This window comes from Pseudomonas poae RE*1-1-14 (assembly GCF_000336465.1).
In the GTDB taxonomy this organism is placed as follows: Bacteria; Pseudomonadota; Gammaproteobacteria; order Pseudomonadales; family Pseudomonadaceae; genus Aquipseudomonas; species Aquipseudomonas poae.
The window spans coordinates 2,479,539-2,495,603 of sequence record NC_020209.1 but is presented as its reverse complement, the minus strand read 5'-3'; the positions used below and the strand labels follow the sequence as shown (position 1 = coordinate 2,495,603).

Below are 16,065 nucleotides of genomic sequence, written 5' to 3'. Positions count from 1 at the left end.
TAAATATTGATCGTGCTCGCCGGACGTTCTAGTCTGCTTCCCACCAAGAGCGTTTGCCGTGTTCATGGCGGCACGACGCAGGCTGATAAAAATAACAGGAGCCAGCATGGGCCAGACTCGTTTTGCCAGTGGGCGTCAATTGGATCTGATTTGCCTCGGACGCCTGGGCGTCGACCTCTACGCGCAGCAAGTGGGCGCGCGGCTTGAGGACGTGACCAGCTTTGCCAAGTACCTCGGCGGGTCCTCCGCCAATATCGCGTTCGGCACCGCGCGGCTGGGGCTCAAGTCGGCGATGCTCAGCCGCGTCGGCGACGATCACATGGGTCGCTTTCTGCTGGAGTCCCTGGCCCGCGAGGGCTGCGACGTGAGCGCCGTCAAGGTCGACCCGGAACGCCTCACCGCGCTGGTGCTGCTGGGTCTCAAGGACCGCGAAACCTTCCCGCTGGTGTTCTACCGCGAAAACTGCGCCGACATGGCCCTGCGCGCCGAAGACATTGACGAGACCTTTATTGCTTCGAGCAAGGCGCTGCTGATCACCGGCACGCATTTCTCCAGCGACGGCGTGTACAAGGCGAGCATTCAGGCGCTCGATTACGCCGCCAGGCACCACGTCAAGTGCGTGCTGGATATCGACTACCGCCCGGTGCTGTGGGGGCTGGCGGGCAAGGCCGACGGCGAAACACGCTTCGTGGCCGATCAGAGCGTCAGCCAGCATGTACAGAAAATCCTGCCGCGATTCGACCTGATTGTCGGCACTGAAGAAGAATTCCTGATCGCCGGCGGCAGCGAAGACCTGCTGAGCGCATTGCGCACGGTTCGTCAGCTGACCCCGGCAACGCTGGTGGTCAAGCTTGGGCCGCAAGGCTGCACGGTGATCCACGGCGCGATTCCGGCCCGGCTGGAAGATGGCGCGATTTACCCCGGCGTGCGGGTGGAAGTGCTCAACGTGCTGGGGGCCGGCGATGCATTCATGTCGGGCTTTTTAAGCGGCTGGCTCAATGACGCCAGTGATGAGCGTTGCAGCCAGTTGGCCAATGCCTGCGGTGGTCTTGTGGTGTCGCGGCATGCCTGCGCGCCCGCCATGCCCACCCCGGCTGAACTGGAATACCTGTTCAGCAGCCCGGTGCCCATCACCCGGCCGGATCAGGACGAAACCCTGCAACGCCTGCACCGGGTCACGGTGCCGCGCAAAACCTGGAAGCAGCTGTTTGTATTTGCCTTCGACCACCGCTGGCAACTGGTGGAACTGGCGCAAAAAGGCGGCCAGGAGCTGACCCGCATCAGCGCCATCAAACAGCTGTTTATCCAGGCCATCGAGCGCGTCGAAACGCGGCTGCGTGAGCAGGGCGTCGAGGCCGATGTGGGCCTGCTGGCCGATCAGCGTTTCGGCCAGGACGCGCTCAATGCCGCCAGCGGTCGCGGCTGGTGGATCGCGCGTCCGGTGGAAGTGCAGAACTCACGGCCGCTGGCGTTTGAACACGGGCGTTCGGTGGGAAGCAACCTGATCGCCTGGCCCCAGGAACAGATCATCAAATGCCTGGTGCAGTTTCACCCTGATGACGAGCCGCTGCTGCGCCTGGAACAGGAGGCGCAACTCAAGGCGGTGTACGAGGCGTCCCTGGTCAGCGGTCACGAATTGCTGCTGGAAGTCATACCGCCCAAGGATCATCCTTCCACCTGCCCGGATGCGCTCTACCGTAGCGTCAAGCGCCTGTACAACCTGGGCATTTACCCGGCGTGGTGGAAGATCGAGGCGCAGTCGGCCGATGAGTGGAGCAGGCTCGATGAGCTGATCGAGGCGCGCGATCCGTATTGCCGGGGCGTGGTGTTGCTGGGGCTGAATGCCTCGGCCGAGTGTCTGGCCGAGGGTTTCCGCCAGGCCAGCCGCAGCCGCAGCTGTCGCGGGTTCGCCGTGGGCCGCACGATCTTCCAGGAACCGAGCCGCGCGTGGATGGCGGGGGAGATCGATGACGAGCGCTTGATCCAGCAGGTGCAGGCTATCTTCGAACAGCTCATCAACGCCTGGCGCAGCGCTCGCAATTAAACGCTCCCACATAAGCAGAACTCAGTGGTATCTGAAAACAATAAAAGGTGCAGCCATGCCCGCAATCCGAATTGGCATCAACCCGATCTCCTGGAGCAACGATGACCTGCCGGCCCTGGGCGGTGAAACGCCGCTAAGCACCGCGCTGAGCGAAGGCCGGGAGATCGGCTACGAAGGCTTTGAACTCAACGGCAAGTTCCCCAAAGACGCCAAGGGCGTCGCCGACGTCTTGCGGCCCTACGAACTGGCGCTGGTCTCCGGGTGGTACTCCAGCCGCTTGGCGCGCCGCTCGGTTGCCGAAGAAATCGCAGCGATTGCCGGCCATGTCGACCTGTTGAAACACAACGGCGCCACGGTGCTGGTATACGGCGAAGTCGCCGACTCGATCCAGGGTTCGCGCATCCGTTTGATCGAACGCCCGCGTTTTCACAGCGAACAGGCCTGGCAGGACTACGCCGACAAGCTCACGGAGCTGGCGCGCTTTACCCTGTCCCAAGGCGTGCGCCTGGCCTACCACCACCATATGGGCGCCTACGTCGAGTCCCCGCAGGACATCGACCAGTTGATGCAGCGCACCGGCCCCGAAGTCGGCCTGCTGTTCGATTCGGGCCATTGCTACATGGGCGGCGGCGAACCGCTTGACGTGCTGCGCAAACACATCGACCGCGTTTGCCACGTGCATTTCAAGGACGTGCGCAAACCGGTGGTGCAACTGGCGCGCAATCAGATGTGGAGCTTTCCCGACTGCATCGTCAACGGCACCTTCACCGTGCCCGGCGATGGCGACATCAACTTTGCCGAACTGCTCGATGTATTACTGGCGGCCCGATACGAGGGCTGGCTGGTGGTGGAAGCCGAGCAGGACCCTGCCGTGGCGCCCAGCTATGTCTATGCGAAAAAAGGCTATGACACCTTGCGCGCGCTGCTCAATGAGAGGACTCAGCCATGAGCCTGTTGGTCAAAAGCAGCAAGCGCGGACAAACCATGGTCGCCCTGGAAGCCGGGCGCCTGGAGTACGTGGGCTTCAGTGCTTACCGCCTGAGCCTGGGCGAAACCCTGCCGGTCAGCGCCGGCGACAAAGAGCTGTGCCTGGTGCTGCTCAGTGGCCGGGTGACGATTCAAGGCGAAGGTTTCGACTGGCAGAACCTTGGTGATCGCCACTCGGTGTTCGAGGACAAATCGCCGTTTGCCGCCTACCTGCCGCCGGGCACCGATGCCCAGGTGACCGCCTTGAGCGATGTACAAATCGCCGTGTGCGCCGCCCCCGGCGCCGCAGGTTTCGAGCCGCGCCTGATCCGCCCCGAACACTGCAAGCGCAGCGTGCGCGGCAAGGGCGCCAACACCCGCTATGTGTGCGACATCCTGCCCGACAGCGAGCCGGCCCATTCACTGCTGGTGGTGGAAGTGCGCACGCCGTCCGGGCACTCGTCGAGCTACCCGCCGCACAAGCACGACACCGACGACCTGCCGCACCAGAGCTTTCTGGAAGAGACCTATTACCACCAGATCAACCCGCCCCAGGGCTACGTGTTCCAGCGCGTCTACACCGATGATCGCAGCATCGACCAGGCCATGGCCGTGGAAAACAGCGACCTGGTGGTGGTGCCCAAGGGGTATCACCCGGTCAGCGTGCCGTACGGCTATGAGTCCTATTACCTGAACGTGATGGCCGGGCCCAAGCGCGCCTGGCATTTCCACAATGATCCGCAGCACAGCTGGCTGCTGGACCTTTAAGCTGTTTTGGACGGGGGACAACAACAATGAAATCGCCGTTACGTTTCGCGCTTAACCGCATGGTTGCGCCGCACCTGTCTCTGCCGGAGTTCATCCAGCTGGCGGTCGCGCTTGAATGCGATGCCATCGAAATCCGCAATGACCTCGCCGACCGGCAAATTGAATTCGGTGCGCCGGCCAGCCGCGTGCGTGAATTGTGTGCCGCGCAGGGCATCACCGTGCTGTCGATCAACGCGCTGTACCCCTTTGATGTGTGGAATGACGAGCGCCGTGCCCAGGCAATCAACCTCGCCAACTACGCCCGTGAATGCGGCGCTCAGGGCTTGGTGATGTGCCCGTTCAATGAACCGGGCGACACGCGCAACGAAGCCCAGCGCGCCGCCGGACTGCGCACCGCGCTGAGCGAACTGGCGCCGATCCTGCGCGAGTACGGGATTCTCGGTTTTATCGAGCCGCTGGGCTTTGAAGAATGCGCCATGCGCCGCAAGCGTGTGGCGGTGGACGCCATCCAGGCGACCGGTGGCCTGGACGTGTTTCGCCTGGTGCATGACACCTTCCACCATCACCTGGCCGGCGAGCAGGAGTTCTTCGCGCCACTCACCGGGCTGGTGCATATCTCCGGCGTGGAAGACACCGATGCGCCGCTCAATTCGATCCGCGACGGCCACCGCGTACTGGTGGGCGAGGGCGATATGCTCGGCAATGCGGCGCAGATCGACCGCTTGCTCGGCAGCGGCTACAGGGGCTATCTGTCGTTCGAACCGTTTGCCGAAAGCGTGCATTCGATGGCCGATATTCAGCAGGCGTTGGGGGCGAGCATGACCCTGTTGCAAAAGTCCCGGGCATAACCGAGACCCAATGGACCTGAATTGACACAAGGTGCAAGTGATGATCACAACCCGATTGACCATGGCTCAGGCCCTGGTGAAGTTTCTGGATAACCAGTACATCGAAGTCGATGGCGTGCAGAGCAAATTCGTCGCCGGGGTGTTCACTATTTTTGGCCACGGCAATGTGCTGGGCCTGGGCCAGGCGCTGGAGCAGGACAGCGGCGACCTGGTGGTGCACCAAGGCCGCAACGAGCAGGGCATGGCCCATGCAGCCATCGGGTTCGCCAAGCAGCACCTGCGCCGCAAAATCTATGCGTGCACCGCGTCCGTCGGCCCGGGTGCGGCGAATATGCTCACCGCGGCGGCGACCGCCACCGCCAACCGTATTCCATTGCTGTTGTTGCCCGGCGATGTCTACGCCAGCCGCCAACCCGACCCGGTGTTGCAACAGATCGAGCAGTTCCACGACCTGAGCATCAGCACCAACGATGCGTTCCGTTCGGTGAGCAAATACTGGGACCGCATCAACCGTCCCGAGCAGTTGATGAGTGCTGCGATCCACGCCATGCGCGTGCTCACCGACCCCGCTGAAACCGGCGCCGTGACCCTGGCGTTGCCGCAGGACGTGCAGGCCGAAGCCTGGGATTATCCGGATTATTTTCTGCAAAAACGCGTGCACCGCATCGACCGGCGTGCGCCCACTGCCGCAATGATCGGCGATGCATTGGCCGCGTTCCGGGGCAAACGCAAGCCGTTGATCATCTGCGGCGGTGGGGTGAAGTACGCTGGCGCGAATGCGGCGTTGCAGGCCTTCGCCGAGCGGTTTGACATTCCCTTCGCCGAGACCCAGGCGGGCAAGAGCGCGGTGCTGTCCAGCCATGCGCTCAATGTGGGCGGTATCGGTGAAACCGGCTGCCTGGCCGCCAACCTGCTGGCGCCGGAGGCGGACCTGATCATCGGCGTCGGCACCCGTTATACCGACTTCACTACCTCGTCCAAGTCACTGTTCAAACACCCCGAGGTGAGGTTTCTGAACCTCAATATCAGCCCGTGCGACGCGTTGAAGCTGGACGGTGTGCAGGTGTTGGCGGACGCCAGGGTGGCCCTCGAAGCGCTGGCCGATGCCCTCGGCGACTACCGCGCGGGCTGGGGCGAACAGGTGAGCGATGCGAAGGCGCAACTGGAGGCTGAGCTGGATCGCGTGCACAGCGTGCAATACCACGGCGATGATTTCGTGCCCGAGGTCGACGACGCGCTGGACCGCGCGGTACTGCGCGAATTCATCGAACTCACCGGCTCCTGCCTCACCCAGAGCCGCGTTCTGGGCGTGCTCAATGAACGCCTGGCCGACGACGCCATTATCGTGGCCGCCGCCGGCAGCCTGCCAGGGGATTTGCAGCGTGCCTGGCGCAGCAAGGGCGTCAACACCTACCACGTCGAATACGGCTATTCGTGCATGGGCTACGAGATCAATGCGGCCCTTGGCGTGAAGCTCGCCGAACCGCAGAAGGAGGTGTATGCGCTGGTTGGCGACGGCTCCTACATGATGCTGCATTCGGAACTGGCCACCTCGATCCAGGAGCGGCGCAAGATCAACGTGGTGCTGCTGGACAACATGGCCTTCGGTTGCATCAACAACCTGCAGATCGGCAACGGCATGGACAGCTTCGGCACCGAATTCCGTTACCGCAACCCCGAGAGCGGCAAGCTCGACGGCGGCCTGGTGCCGGTGGATTTCGCCATGAGCGCGGCGGCCTATGGCTGCAAGACCTACAAGGTCAGCAACGTGGAACAGCTGCAAGCGGCACTGGCTGATGCGCGCACGCAAAGCGTCTCGACCCTGATCGATATCAAGGTGCTGCCCAAGACCATGGTTCACGGCTACCTGTCGTGGTGGCGGGTGGGTGTGGCGCAGGTGTCCACCAGCGAACGCACCCGTGCAGCCGCCGCAAAACTCAATGAACAGTTGGCCAAGGCCAGGCAGTACTAACAACAAGAGGAGTGTTTGCATGTCTTTGAAGCTTGGAGTGATCGGCACGGGCGCCATTGGTCGAGACCATATTCGTCGGTGCAGCCAGACGTTGCTCAACAGCCAGGTCGTGGCGGTGACGGACATTAACCTTGAGCAGGCCGCCCGGGTGGTTGCCGAGTTACAGCTGGATGCCGAGGTGTACCCGGACGGCCATGCGCTGATCAATTCGCCGCAGGTCGAGGCGATTCTGGTGACGTCCTGGGGGCCGAGCCACCAGGAGTTTGTGCTCGCCGCCATCGCCGCCGGCAAGCCGGTGTTCTGCGAAAAACCCCTGGCCGTGACGGCCGAAGGCTGCCGGGCGATCGTCGATGCCGAAGTGGCCCACGGCAAACGTCTGGTGCAAGTGGGCTTCATGCGCCCCTACGACCCTGGTTATAGAGCCCTCAAGGCAGTGATCGACAGCGGCCAGATCGGCGAGCCCTTGATGCTGCACTGCGCACACCGCAACCCGACGGTGGGCGACAACTACAAGACCGACATGGCAATTACCGACACGCTGATCCACGAGCTGGATGTGCTGCGTTGGCTGCTCGACGACGACTACGTCTCGGTGCAAGTGGTGTTCCCGCGCAAGAGCAGCAAGGCCCTGGCCCATCTGCGCGACCCACAGATCGTGCTGCTGGAGACCGCCAAAGGCACGCGCATTGACGTGGAGGTGTTTGTGAACTGCCAGTACGGCTACGACATCCAGTGCGAAGTGGTGGGGGAGACCGGTATTGCCAAATTGCCGGAGCCTTCGCAGGTGCAATTGCGCAGTGGCGCCAAGCTGTCCAATGCGATCCTGATGGATTGGAAGGACCGCTTCATCGGTGCCTATGACGTGGAGTTGCAGGCCTTTATCGACAGCGTGCGCGCCGGGTACGTCGGCGGGCCGTCGGCGTGGGACGGTTTCGCAGCGGCGGTGGCGGCGGATGCGTGCATAGAGGCGCAGGGCAGTGAGCAGATCGTCAAGGTCAGCTTGCCGGATCGGCCGAGTTTCTACGGCTGATCACCGTCAGTGTGGGAGAGCGTAAAAAATGGAATTAAATTCTAAAAGATATTGATATGGAAATTATTTTCCAATAAAGTCTTTTCCAGGTTGCATAAAGGTCGTCGCGGATTCGATTCGCGCGACTCGACAAAAACAAAATCAAAAACAAAAACAACCAGGTACCGTCAGATGAAAATCTTCAACGCTGTACTGCGCGTTTTACGCCCTGCCCATGCGCCCCGCGATCTGCCCCGTGCGCGGCCGTTCTACTTCTCCTTCCTGAATATGCTGTGCGTCGAAAACCACGGCGCGCTGCTGTGCTGCATTCCCGGCGCGCCGGTGGTTCGACTGCCTGCCGAGTCCTGACCAACGCAACGTCCAGAAAACCAACAATAAAGTGGAGACAGACCGTTCATGAAGACCCCGATCCGTTTTACCGCGCTGGCCTTGTCCCTCTGGCTGGCCAGCGGCATTGCCGCAGCCGCCGACATCAAGGTGGGCGTGAGCATGTCCGCCTTCGATGACACCTTCCTCACCTATCTGCGCGAAGACATGGACAAGCAGGCCAAGTCCTATCCCAAGGGCGACGGCGTGCAGCTGCAATTCGAAGACGCCCGCGCCGACGTGGTGAAGCAACTGAGCCAGGTCGAGAATTTCATCAGCCAGAAGGTCGATGCGATCATCGTCAACCCGGTGGACACCGCATCCACCAAAAACATCATCAGCGCAGCCACCAAGGCGGGCATCCCGCTGGTGTTCGTCAACCGCCGCCCGGACCAGAAAGACCTGCCCAAGGGCGTGGTGGCCGTGACCTCCGATGACGTCGAGGCCGGCAAGCTGCAAATGCAATACATCGCCGAGAAACTCGGTGGCAAGGGCAAGATCGTGATCCTGCTGGGGGATCTGGCGAACAACTCCACGACCAACCGCACCAAGGGCGTGAAAGAGGTGCTGGCCAAGTACCCCGATATCAAGATCGAGCAGGAACAGACCGGTATCTGGCTGCGTGACAAGGGCATGACCCTGGTCAATGACTGGCTGACCCAGGGCCGCGAGTTCAACGCGGTGCTGGCCAACAACGATGAAATGGCCATCGGCGCGTCCATGGCGTTGAAATCGGCAGGCACCAAACCCGGCACGGTGTTGATCGCCGGTGTCGACGGAACCCCGGACGGGCTGAACGCGATCACCAAGGGCGACATGGCCGCCTCGGCGTTCCAGGACGCCAAGGGTCAGGCGGTGGGCTCGGTGGAAGCGGCGCGCAAGATGGCGAAGAAGGAGCCCGTCGAGCAGAACGTGATTATCCCGTTCAAGCTGATCACCCCGGACAACGTCAACGACTTCAAATAAGCAGTGACATAACGACAATAAGCCGGCAGGGCGGTCATCACCGCCCTGCAGATGGAGTGCCTCCCCATGCTCGCTCAAGCGACTGCCTCGCAGCCCCCTGACACCCGACCAGTGACGCTGGACGAACCCTACCTGCTGGAAATCGTCAACATCAGCAAAGGCTTTCCCGGTGTCGTGGCCCTGGACGATGTGCAACTGCGCGTACGCCCGGGTTCGGTGCTGGCGCTGATGGGCGAGAACGGCGCCGGCAAGTCGACATTGATGAAAATCATCGCCGGTATCTACCAGCCCGACGCCGGCGAAATCCGTCTGCGGGGCCAGCCTGTCGTGTTTGAAACGCCGCTGGCCGCGCAGAAGGCGGGCATCGCGATGATCCATCAGGAACTCAACCTGATGCCGCACATGAGTATCGCCGAGAACATCTGGATCGGCCGTGAACAGCTCAACAGCCTGCACCTGGTCAACCACCGCGAAATGCACCGCTGCACCGCCGAGTTAATGGCGCGCCTGCGCATCAACCTGGACCCGGAGGAGCAGGTGGGCAACCTGAGCATCGCCGAGCGGCAGATGGTCGAGATTGCCAAGGCAGTGTCCTATGACTCCGACATCCTGATCATGGATGAACCGACCTCGGCGATTACCGAGAAGGAAGTCGCCCACCTGTTTTCGATCATTGCCGACCTCAAGTCCCAGGGTAAAGGGATCGTCTACATCACCCACAAGATGAACGAAGTGTTCGCCATCGCCGATGAAGTGGCGGTGTTCCGCGACGGCCGCTACATCGGCCTGCAACGTGCCGACAGCATGAACAGCGACAGCCTGATCTCGATGATGGTCGGCCGTGAGCTGAGCCAGTTGTTCCCCGTTCGCGAGACACCTGTCGGCGATTTGCTGTTGTCGGTGCGCAACCTGAGTCTGGCTGGCGTGTTCAAGGACGTGTCCTTCGACCTGCATGCCGGCGAGATCCTCGGCATCGCCGGGCTGATGGGGTCGGGCCGCACCAACGTGGCGGAAACCCTTTTCGGCATCACCCCAAGCTCCAGCGGGCAGATCACCCTCGACGGCCAGCCGGTGCGCATCAGCGACCCGCACATGGCCATCGAGAAAGGGTTTGCGCTGTTGACCGAGGACCGCAAGCTCAGCGGACTGTTTCCCTGCCTGTCAGTGCTGGAAAACATGGAAATGGCCGTGCTGCCGCACTATTCGGACAACGGTTTTATCCAGCAGAAAGCCCTGCGCGCGCTGTGCGAAGACATGTGCAAAAAACTGCGGGTCAAGACCCCGTCGCTGGAGCAGTGCATCGACACCTTGTCTGGCGGCAATCAGCAGAAGGCTTTGCTGGCGCGCTGGCTGATGACCGATCCTCGCTTGCTGATCCTCGATGAACCGACCCGCGGTATCGACGTGGGCGCCAAGGCCGAGATCTATCGCTTGATCTCGTTTCTGGCCAGCGAAGGCATGGCGGTGATCATGATTTCGTCGGAGCTGCCTGAAGTGCTGGGCATGAGTGACCGAGTGATGGTGATGCACGAAGGCGAACTGATGGGCACGCTGGATCGCAGCGAGGCGACTCAGGAAAACGTCATGCAGCTGGCTTCCGGCATGACCGCCGTCCACTGACTACAGAACAAGAAGGTAATGGGCTATGAACGCGATAACAGACAACAAGCCGGCCACGGCGCCGGTCAAGCAGCGTCGGCGCTTGCCCACCGAGCTGAGCATCTTTTTGGTGTTGATCGGTATCGGACTGGTATTTGAGCTGTTCGGTTGGATCGTGCGGGACCAGAGCTTTTTGATGAACTCCCAGCGGCTGGTGCTGATGATCTTGCAGGTGTCGATCATCGGTTTGCTGGCCATCGGGGTGACTCAGGTGATCATCACCACCGGCATCGACCTGTCTTCGGGCTCGGTGCTGGCGCTGTCGGCGATGATTGCCGCGAGTCTGGCGCAGACCTCGGACTTTTCCCGCGCGGTGTTTCCGTCGCTCACCGATCTGCCGGTGTGGATTCCGGTGGCGATGGGGCTGGGTGTGGGGCTGCTGGCCGGCGCGATCAACGGCAGCATCATTGCAGTGACTGGCATCCCGCCGTTCATTGCGACGCTGGGCATGATGGTCTCGGCCCGTGGCCTGGCACGCTACTACACCGAAGGGCAACCGGTGAGCATGCTGTCGGACGCCTACACCGCCATCGGCCATGGCGCCATGCCGGTGATCATCTTTCTGGTGGTGGCAGTGATCTTCCACATCGCCCTGCGCTACACCAAGTACGGCAAGTACACCTACGCCATCGGCGGCAACATGCAGGCGGCACGCACCTCGGGGATTAACGTCAAGCGCCACCTGATTATCGTCTACAGCATCGCCGGCCTGCTTGCCGGGCTGGCCGGTGTGGTGGCTTCGGCACGGGCTGCCACTGGCCAGGCCGGCATGGGCATGTCTTATGAGCTGGACGCGATTGCCGCTGCGGTGATCGGCGGCACCAGCCTGGCGGGCGGGGTAGGGCGCATCACCGGCACGGTGATTGGCGCGCTGATCCTCGGGGTGATGGCCAGCGGGTTCACCTTCGTGGGGGTGGATGCCTATATTCAGGACATCATCAAGGGGCTGATCATTGTGGTGGCGGTGGTGATTGACCAATACCGCAACAAACGCAAGCTCAAGCGCTGAGCGGCAAGCGGCAAGCTGCAGGGAACGTCTTGCAGCTTGTCGCTTGCAGCGTGCGGCTTATAGCCGCTTTACGAACTTTCCTGCTATAAACGCACTCCGATAACCATTCGCCAAGCCCGTCCTGGTGCCTTTGGGGGTTAATCGGGAAAAATGCCTGTCATTTCAGTTGCTGCGCCCTCAAGTCGGCCTTAGACTGCCGCCCCTCTTAAATTGAGTGCCGGGTGGCGCTTGGAATGGATGGCGCCCTTCCGAGACCTGCAGAGGTCGGCCGGAACGCTCCCTTATTCGCCTTAATGCACGTATTTTTTATAGAGAAATCAATGACAAAGGAAAAGTTGCTGGCCATGCCGGCGGATGACTACATGAATGCCGAACAGCACGCTTTTTTCGAGAAGTTGCTGCAGGACATGAAAGTCGAACACCACGAGCGCATTGAGCAGAACCGTATCGCCATTGAAAGCCTGGACACCCCGGCCGACCCGGCCGACGCCGCCTCCGTTGAAGAAGAGCGCACCTGGCTGGTCAATGCCATCGACCGCGACCAGCGCATGCTGCCGCAGTTGGAGCGCGCCCTGGAGCGCATCAAGGAAGATTCCTTTGGCTGGTGTGACGACAGCGGCGAGCCTATCGGCCTCAAGCGCCTGCTGATCAGCCCGACCACCAAATACTGCATCGAAGCCCAAGAGCGTCACGAGCAGATCGACAAGCATCAGCGCCAGGCCTGATGCGTTGAAGCTGGGGCGCCGTGCAAACGGCTCCCCAGGGCAATGTCCGTTACACCCCATCTGTTGATGTGCTGCAAGCCCCCACTAAAGGCCCATGGATAATGGCCCGATAGTGGCGTTTAATGCAGGCACAACAACGACAAGCAGTGGGGTAACGACGATGGCTGGAGATGGATCTCTGATGGGCACGGCAATGCCACCGCAAGCGGTGAGCAGGCTGCCCGTCTGGCTGACGCCGCTTGTGCAGAGCGCCGCCATGGTGCTGGTGCTGCTGGGTCTGGCATTTGCCGGCCTGCCGCTGTACCTGGGCCTGCCACTGGCCTTGCTGGTGATCTGGCTGCCGCGCTTGAAACCCCGTACGCCTGCCATTGCATCGCTCAACACCGTTGACGCAATCAGTGAACTGACGCGCGACCTCTCCCATACCACCAGCCATAACGCACTGTCAGCCGCAGGCGTGGCCTATTCGGTCAAGCAACTGGCGGCGCGCCTGCAATCCCAGTTGAGTGCGGCCAAACAGATCGTCAGCAGCGCTGAAGTGATGATCGGCACCGAGCAGGCCACAGCCCAGCTCAGCCGCGAAGCCCTTGGCGCGGCCAGCCAGGCCCATCAGCGCAGCAGTGAAGGGCGCGAGGTGCTGGCCCAGTCTATTACGCGCATGCACCAGCTCAGCCAGCGTGCCAGCGCCAGCCGTGAGCTGATCGAAGCCTTGAGCCAGCGCAGCGAAGAAATCCAGCGCGTGACCCTGGTGATCCAGTCCATTGCCAGCCAGACCAACCTGCTGGCGTTGAACGCCGCCATTGAAGCCGCACGGGCCGGCGAGCACGGACGCGGGTTTGCGGTGGTGGCCGATGAAGTGCGGGGGCTGGCCGGGCGTACGGCCAAGGCCACCGATGAAGTCGGGGTGATGGTGGCGGATATCCAGCAACGCACAGCCCAGGTGGTGGAGCAGATTCGCCAACTGTCGGCGGACCTGAACACCGGTGTCGCACAGGTGGAAGAGGCGGGCGAACAGCTGGAGACCATCGCCAGCCTGGCGGCGGATGTGGAAGGGCAGGTCAACGAAATCGCCCAGGGCAGCGACACCAATCGCGCGCAACTCGACAGCCTGTTCCATGCGGTGGAACAGATGCGCAGTGACCTCACGGTGAGCGACCAGCAGACGCGGCAATTGGCCGACGCCGCCGTGCAGATGGAAGGGCAGGCGGAAACCATCAGCGAGCGCTTGGCCGAGGTGGGGCTGGATGACTATCACCAGCGTGTCTACGACCTCGCCCGCGAGGGCGCCAACCGCATCGCCGAACAGTTCGAAGCGGATGTGCAGGAGGGCCGAATCAGTCTGGATGACCTGTTCGATCGCAGCTACACATTGATCCCCAATACACGCCCGAGTAAATATCACACACGTTTTGACGGCTACACCGACAAAGTGCTGCCGGCGATACAGGAAGCCCTGCTGCCTCGTCATGAGGGGCTGGTGTTTGCGATTGCCTGCACGCCGCAGGGCTACGTGCCGACGCATAACCAGGCGTTTTCACAGGCGTTGACGGGGGATGCTCAGGTGGATGCGGTGCAAAATCGCACCAAGCGCAAGTTCGAGGACCGAACGGGGATTCGCTGCGGCAGTCACCAGCAGGCGGTGTTATTGCAAACCTATACCCGCGATACGGGGGAGTTGATGCATGATCTGTCGGTGCCGATCATGGTGAAAGGGCGCCATTGGGGCGGCCTGCGCCTGGGCTATAAACCCGAGGCGGCCAAGGTTTAGCGCGCCGCCACGGTGATAGGGCTATGGATGAATCAAACCTTTGGGGACTCATGCAGCAATGCGTTCAGATCATCCACGGCCGGCGCCCATTCAGCATCAACGTGCAATTGCTCCTTGAAGAAGTTCGCCTGTTGCTCGGTCCAGAACGGCGCATCGATCAGCTTTACATCATCAGGCAGGCGGTGCTCTGCGGTGAAGCGCTCGATGCCTTCCTGGCTTGAATCCAGGCCCAGTTGATCGAACAGGGTTTCCAGCGTCGGGGTAGTGGTGTCCATCGGGTTCTCCATGCGGGTTGACCATCGTTATGCATGGGAGACCTGTGGCGCGCCAGAGTTCGATCCGATTCTCAGGAGGTCAGTGCGCCGGAATCCACCGCTGCCTTGAGCGCCTGGGCTTGCTCCCGGCCTGCGACCGCAGCCGTCTCGAATGTCTTGAACCAACGGTCTTTTTCCACCTGGTGCGTGGTGACGGTGGTCAGCGGCGGCTTGGCGCGCATGACGATCACCGCTTGAAACTCTCCTTCCACTTCCCGGGCATCGCCGTGGATGAAAAACTCGCCAATATCAAATTCCGTCACGTATTGCCTTCCCTTCAAGGTAACTGCACTGCTGAAACCGCACCCACATGGGCAAACTTCAATGGACGCGGCAGTATGGCAGTTGTTGAAGGGCGATGGCGCAGTAAAGTCATCGGTGTGACGAACCGCTCGTCCCGTGAATGGTGTTCAGGCTGGCTTCCATTTGCCTGGCCAGTTCGCAGGCCTTGCCATGGTGGCTACGAAAGCCGCGAATCCTGCCGCTGGTCACTTCCAGAATATGGAAGAAATTGCGTCCGGCCGGTACAACTCGGTAAAGAACGGAATTGGAGTACCCCTCCGGGTCAGGCAGGCAGTAGTATTGGCGCCCGTCCTGCGCAGATGAACAGGTACGGGAAGACGTAGCATCGTGTAGGCGTGGTTGCATGGTCAGATCCTTTTGATTGATCCTGTGCGCTCATCGGCAGCGTTTCGAGTGGTTTTGAACGGCGGTGCTGTTTTAGTATTGTCGCCGGCAACCCGTCTGGTTCCACGCTCAAGTGTTTTGTTTTGTAGGGTGCGTGGGAATTGTGCGCGCCGTGCCGGGTTATTCTCTGAAGTAGCACGGCCCGTATTCTCTGGCCGTTGAACCTGTGATCTGCTGTGACGCCGGATGACCTTGCACAAGGTCCATCGTGCATGCCTGTACTAGTCTTGTAGGCGCAGCAGGGTTTTCTTCAGTTTTTTAACGAATATGTGATCGTGCCTGAGGGCCGTTTTTTGTGCTGCCTGCTTCGGCGGGCGGCACTCTTTCAATGTGGGGGCGTTTCCTTGGCAGTCAGTAATCTGGATATGCACGCGTTGTTCGTGCTGGGCGATTTGCGCGCAAAGTTGGTCAAGCAGTTTCAATCACGTTTTGTTTACGTCACTGAGCAGACGCCGGAAGGCATCTACATCGCTGAAATAGACACCGAAGCGGCCCTGGTCGTCGACGACAAGCCGCGTCTGGAGCTGAAGGTAGGTGATCATTTCCGCGCCGCTGTGTTGCCCAGTCGTGAAGGCGGCAAGTTCGAACTGAAATTTCGCGAGATCAAGTTGACGGTGTACGGCCTGGGCGACTACGCCTTTGTTTCGTCGGCCGAAGGCCAGGGCATTGTGTTCAAGGAAGGCCACAGCGTGATGCTGGTATTCGCCGCCCATGAACAACTGCAGGAAGGCCTGACCAAGACCCTCAAAGCCGTGACCGGCAAAGCCGCCAAGTGGCGCAAGGGTGAGCTGGTGACCTTCAAGGCCAGCGAGTAGTCGCAGCAGGTTTTTTTGATTCCTTTCTCTTTGCGGAACCTCTACTACAGTTGAGCTGACTTAACTATTCAGAGGCTTCGCGCATAGGCAGCAAGCCGTCCGTCAGTTGCTGCACAGATGCGAGGTGG

At 61.2% G+C, this 16,065-nt stretch carries 15 protein-coding genes; 13 read left to right on the top strand and 2 right to left on the bottom strand.

What is annotated here, in order from left to right; all coding sequences use genetic code 11:
* Nucleotides 1-106 precede the first annotated feature (106 nt).
* From H045_RS10690 to H045_RS10640, 12 genes are all read left to right on the top strand, one after another.
* Nucleotides 107-2,044 carry a bifunctional 5-dehydro-2-deoxygluconokinase/5-dehydro-2-deoxyphosphogluconate aldolase gene (locus H045_RS10690; protein ID WP_003232264.1) on the top strand — a complete coding sequence of 646 codons (1,938 nt, stop codon included), beginning with the start codon at nucleotides 107-109 and terminating at the stop codon, nucleotides 2,042-2,044.
* 55 nt (nucleotides 2,045-2,099) lie between these two features.
* Nucleotides 2,100-2,993 (top strand): myo-inosose-2 dehydratase, encoded by an 894-nt coding sequence (gene iolE / locus H045_RS10685; protein ID WP_003232267.1) that lies wholly within the window; start codon nucleotides 2,100-2,102, stop codon nucleotides 2,991-2,993.
* Nucleotides 2,990-3,778, top strand: coding sequence for a 5-deoxy-glucuronate isomerase (gene iolB, locus H045_RS10680; RefSeq protein ID WP_003232268.1), 789 nt, complete (start codon nucleotides 2,990-2,992; stop codon nucleotides 3,776-3,778). Before iolE ends, iolB begins: the two co-directional genes overlap by 4 nt.
* Nucleotides 3,779-3,804: 26 nt before the next feature.
* Entirely contained in the window at nucleotides 3,805-4,626 is an 822-nt protein-coding gene (locus H045_RS10675; protein ID WP_003232270.1) for a TIM barrel protein, read from the top strand.
* 40 nt (nucleotides 4,627-4,666) lie between these two features.
* A complete protein-coding gene (iolD, locus tag H045_RS10670; RefSeq protein WP_015372354.1) occupies nucleotides 4,667-6,598 on the top strand; it encodes a 3D-(3,5/4)-trihydroxycyclohexane-1,2-dione acylhydrolase (decyclizing) in 1,932 nt (643 codons plus the stop codon).
* 19 nt (nucleotides 6,599-6,617) lie between these two features.
* Nucleotides 6,618-7,628: a bifunctional inositol 2-dehydrogenase/D-chiro-inositol 1-dehydrogenase gene (gene iolG / locus H045_RS10665; protein WP_015372353.1), complete on the top strand. Its 1,011-nt coding sequence runs from the start codon at nucleotides 6,618-6,620 to the stop codon at nucleotides 7,626-7,628.
* 171 nt (nucleotides 7,629-7,799) lie between these two features.
* Nucleotides 7,800-7,976: a hypothetical protein gene (locus H045_RS25260; protein WP_003232275.1), complete on the top strand. Its 177-nt coding sequence runs from the start codon at nucleotides 7,800-7,802 to the stop codon at nucleotides 7,974-7,976.
* Between the two features lie 48 nt (nucleotides 7,977-8,024).
* Nucleotides 8,025-8,960, top strand: a complete 936-nt coding sequence (locus H045_RS10660) for a sugar ABC transporter substrate-binding protein (RefSeq protein ID WP_003232276.1) — start codon at nucleotides 8,025-8,027, stop codon at nucleotides 8,958-8,960.
* A gap of 66 nt (nucleotides 8,961-9,026) precedes the next feature.
* Nucleotides 9,027-10,580, top strand: coding sequence for a sugar ABC transporter ATP-binding protein (locus H045_RS10655; protein ID WP_015372352.1), 1,554 nt, complete (start codon nucleotides 9,027-9,029; stop codon nucleotides 10,578-10,580).
* A gap of 25 nt (nucleotides 10,581-10,605) precedes the next feature.
* Nucleotides 10,606-11,628 (top strand): ABC transporter permease, encoded by a 1,023-nt coding sequence (locus tag H045_RS10650; protein ID WP_003232279.1) that lies wholly within the window; start codon nucleotides 10,606-10,608, stop codon nucleotides 11,626-11,628.
* A 320-nt stretch (nucleotides 11,629-11,948) separates the two neighbouring features.
* A complete protein-coding gene (locus tag H045_RS10645; RefSeq protein ID WP_003191666.1) occupies nucleotides 11,949-12,353 on the top strand; it encodes a TraR/DksA family transcriptional regulator in 405 nt (134 codons plus the stop codon).
* A 94-nt stretch (nucleotides 12,354-12,447) separates the two neighbouring features.
* Nucleotides 12,448-14,121, top strand: a complete 1,674-nt coding sequence (locus H045_RS10640; protein WP_413469902.1) for a methyl-accepting chemotaxis protein — start codon at nucleotides 12,448-12,450, stop codon at nucleotides 14,119-14,121.
* Nucleotides 14,122-14,153: 32 nt separating this feature from the next.
* Here the strand turns inward: H045_RS10640 and H045_RS10635 are convergent, their stop codons facing one another.
* Nucleotides 14,154-14,396 (bottom strand): DUF2789 domain-containing protein, encoded by a 243-nt coding sequence (locus H045_RS10635; protein ID WP_015372350.1) that lies wholly within the window; start codon nucleotides 14,394-14,396, stop codon nucleotides 14,154-14,156.
* Nucleotides 14,397-14,467: 71 nt separating this feature from the next.
* Nucleotides 14,468-14,698, bottom strand: a complete 231-nt coding sequence (locus tag H045_RS10630) for a hypothetical protein (protein WP_003232286.1) — start codon at nucleotides 14,696-14,698, stop codon at nucleotides 14,468-14,470.
* A 789-nt stretch (nucleotides 14,699-15,487) separates the two neighbouring features.
* On the opposite strand from H045_RS10630, the gene H045_RS10625 reads away from it, so the two are divergent.
* Nucleotides 15,488-15,937, top strand: a complete 450-nt coding sequence (locus tag H045_RS10625) for a hypothetical protein (protein WP_003232289.1) — start codon at nucleotides 15,488-15,490, stop codon at nucleotides 15,935-15,937.
* Nucleotides 15,938-16,065 lie beyond the last annotated feature (128 nt).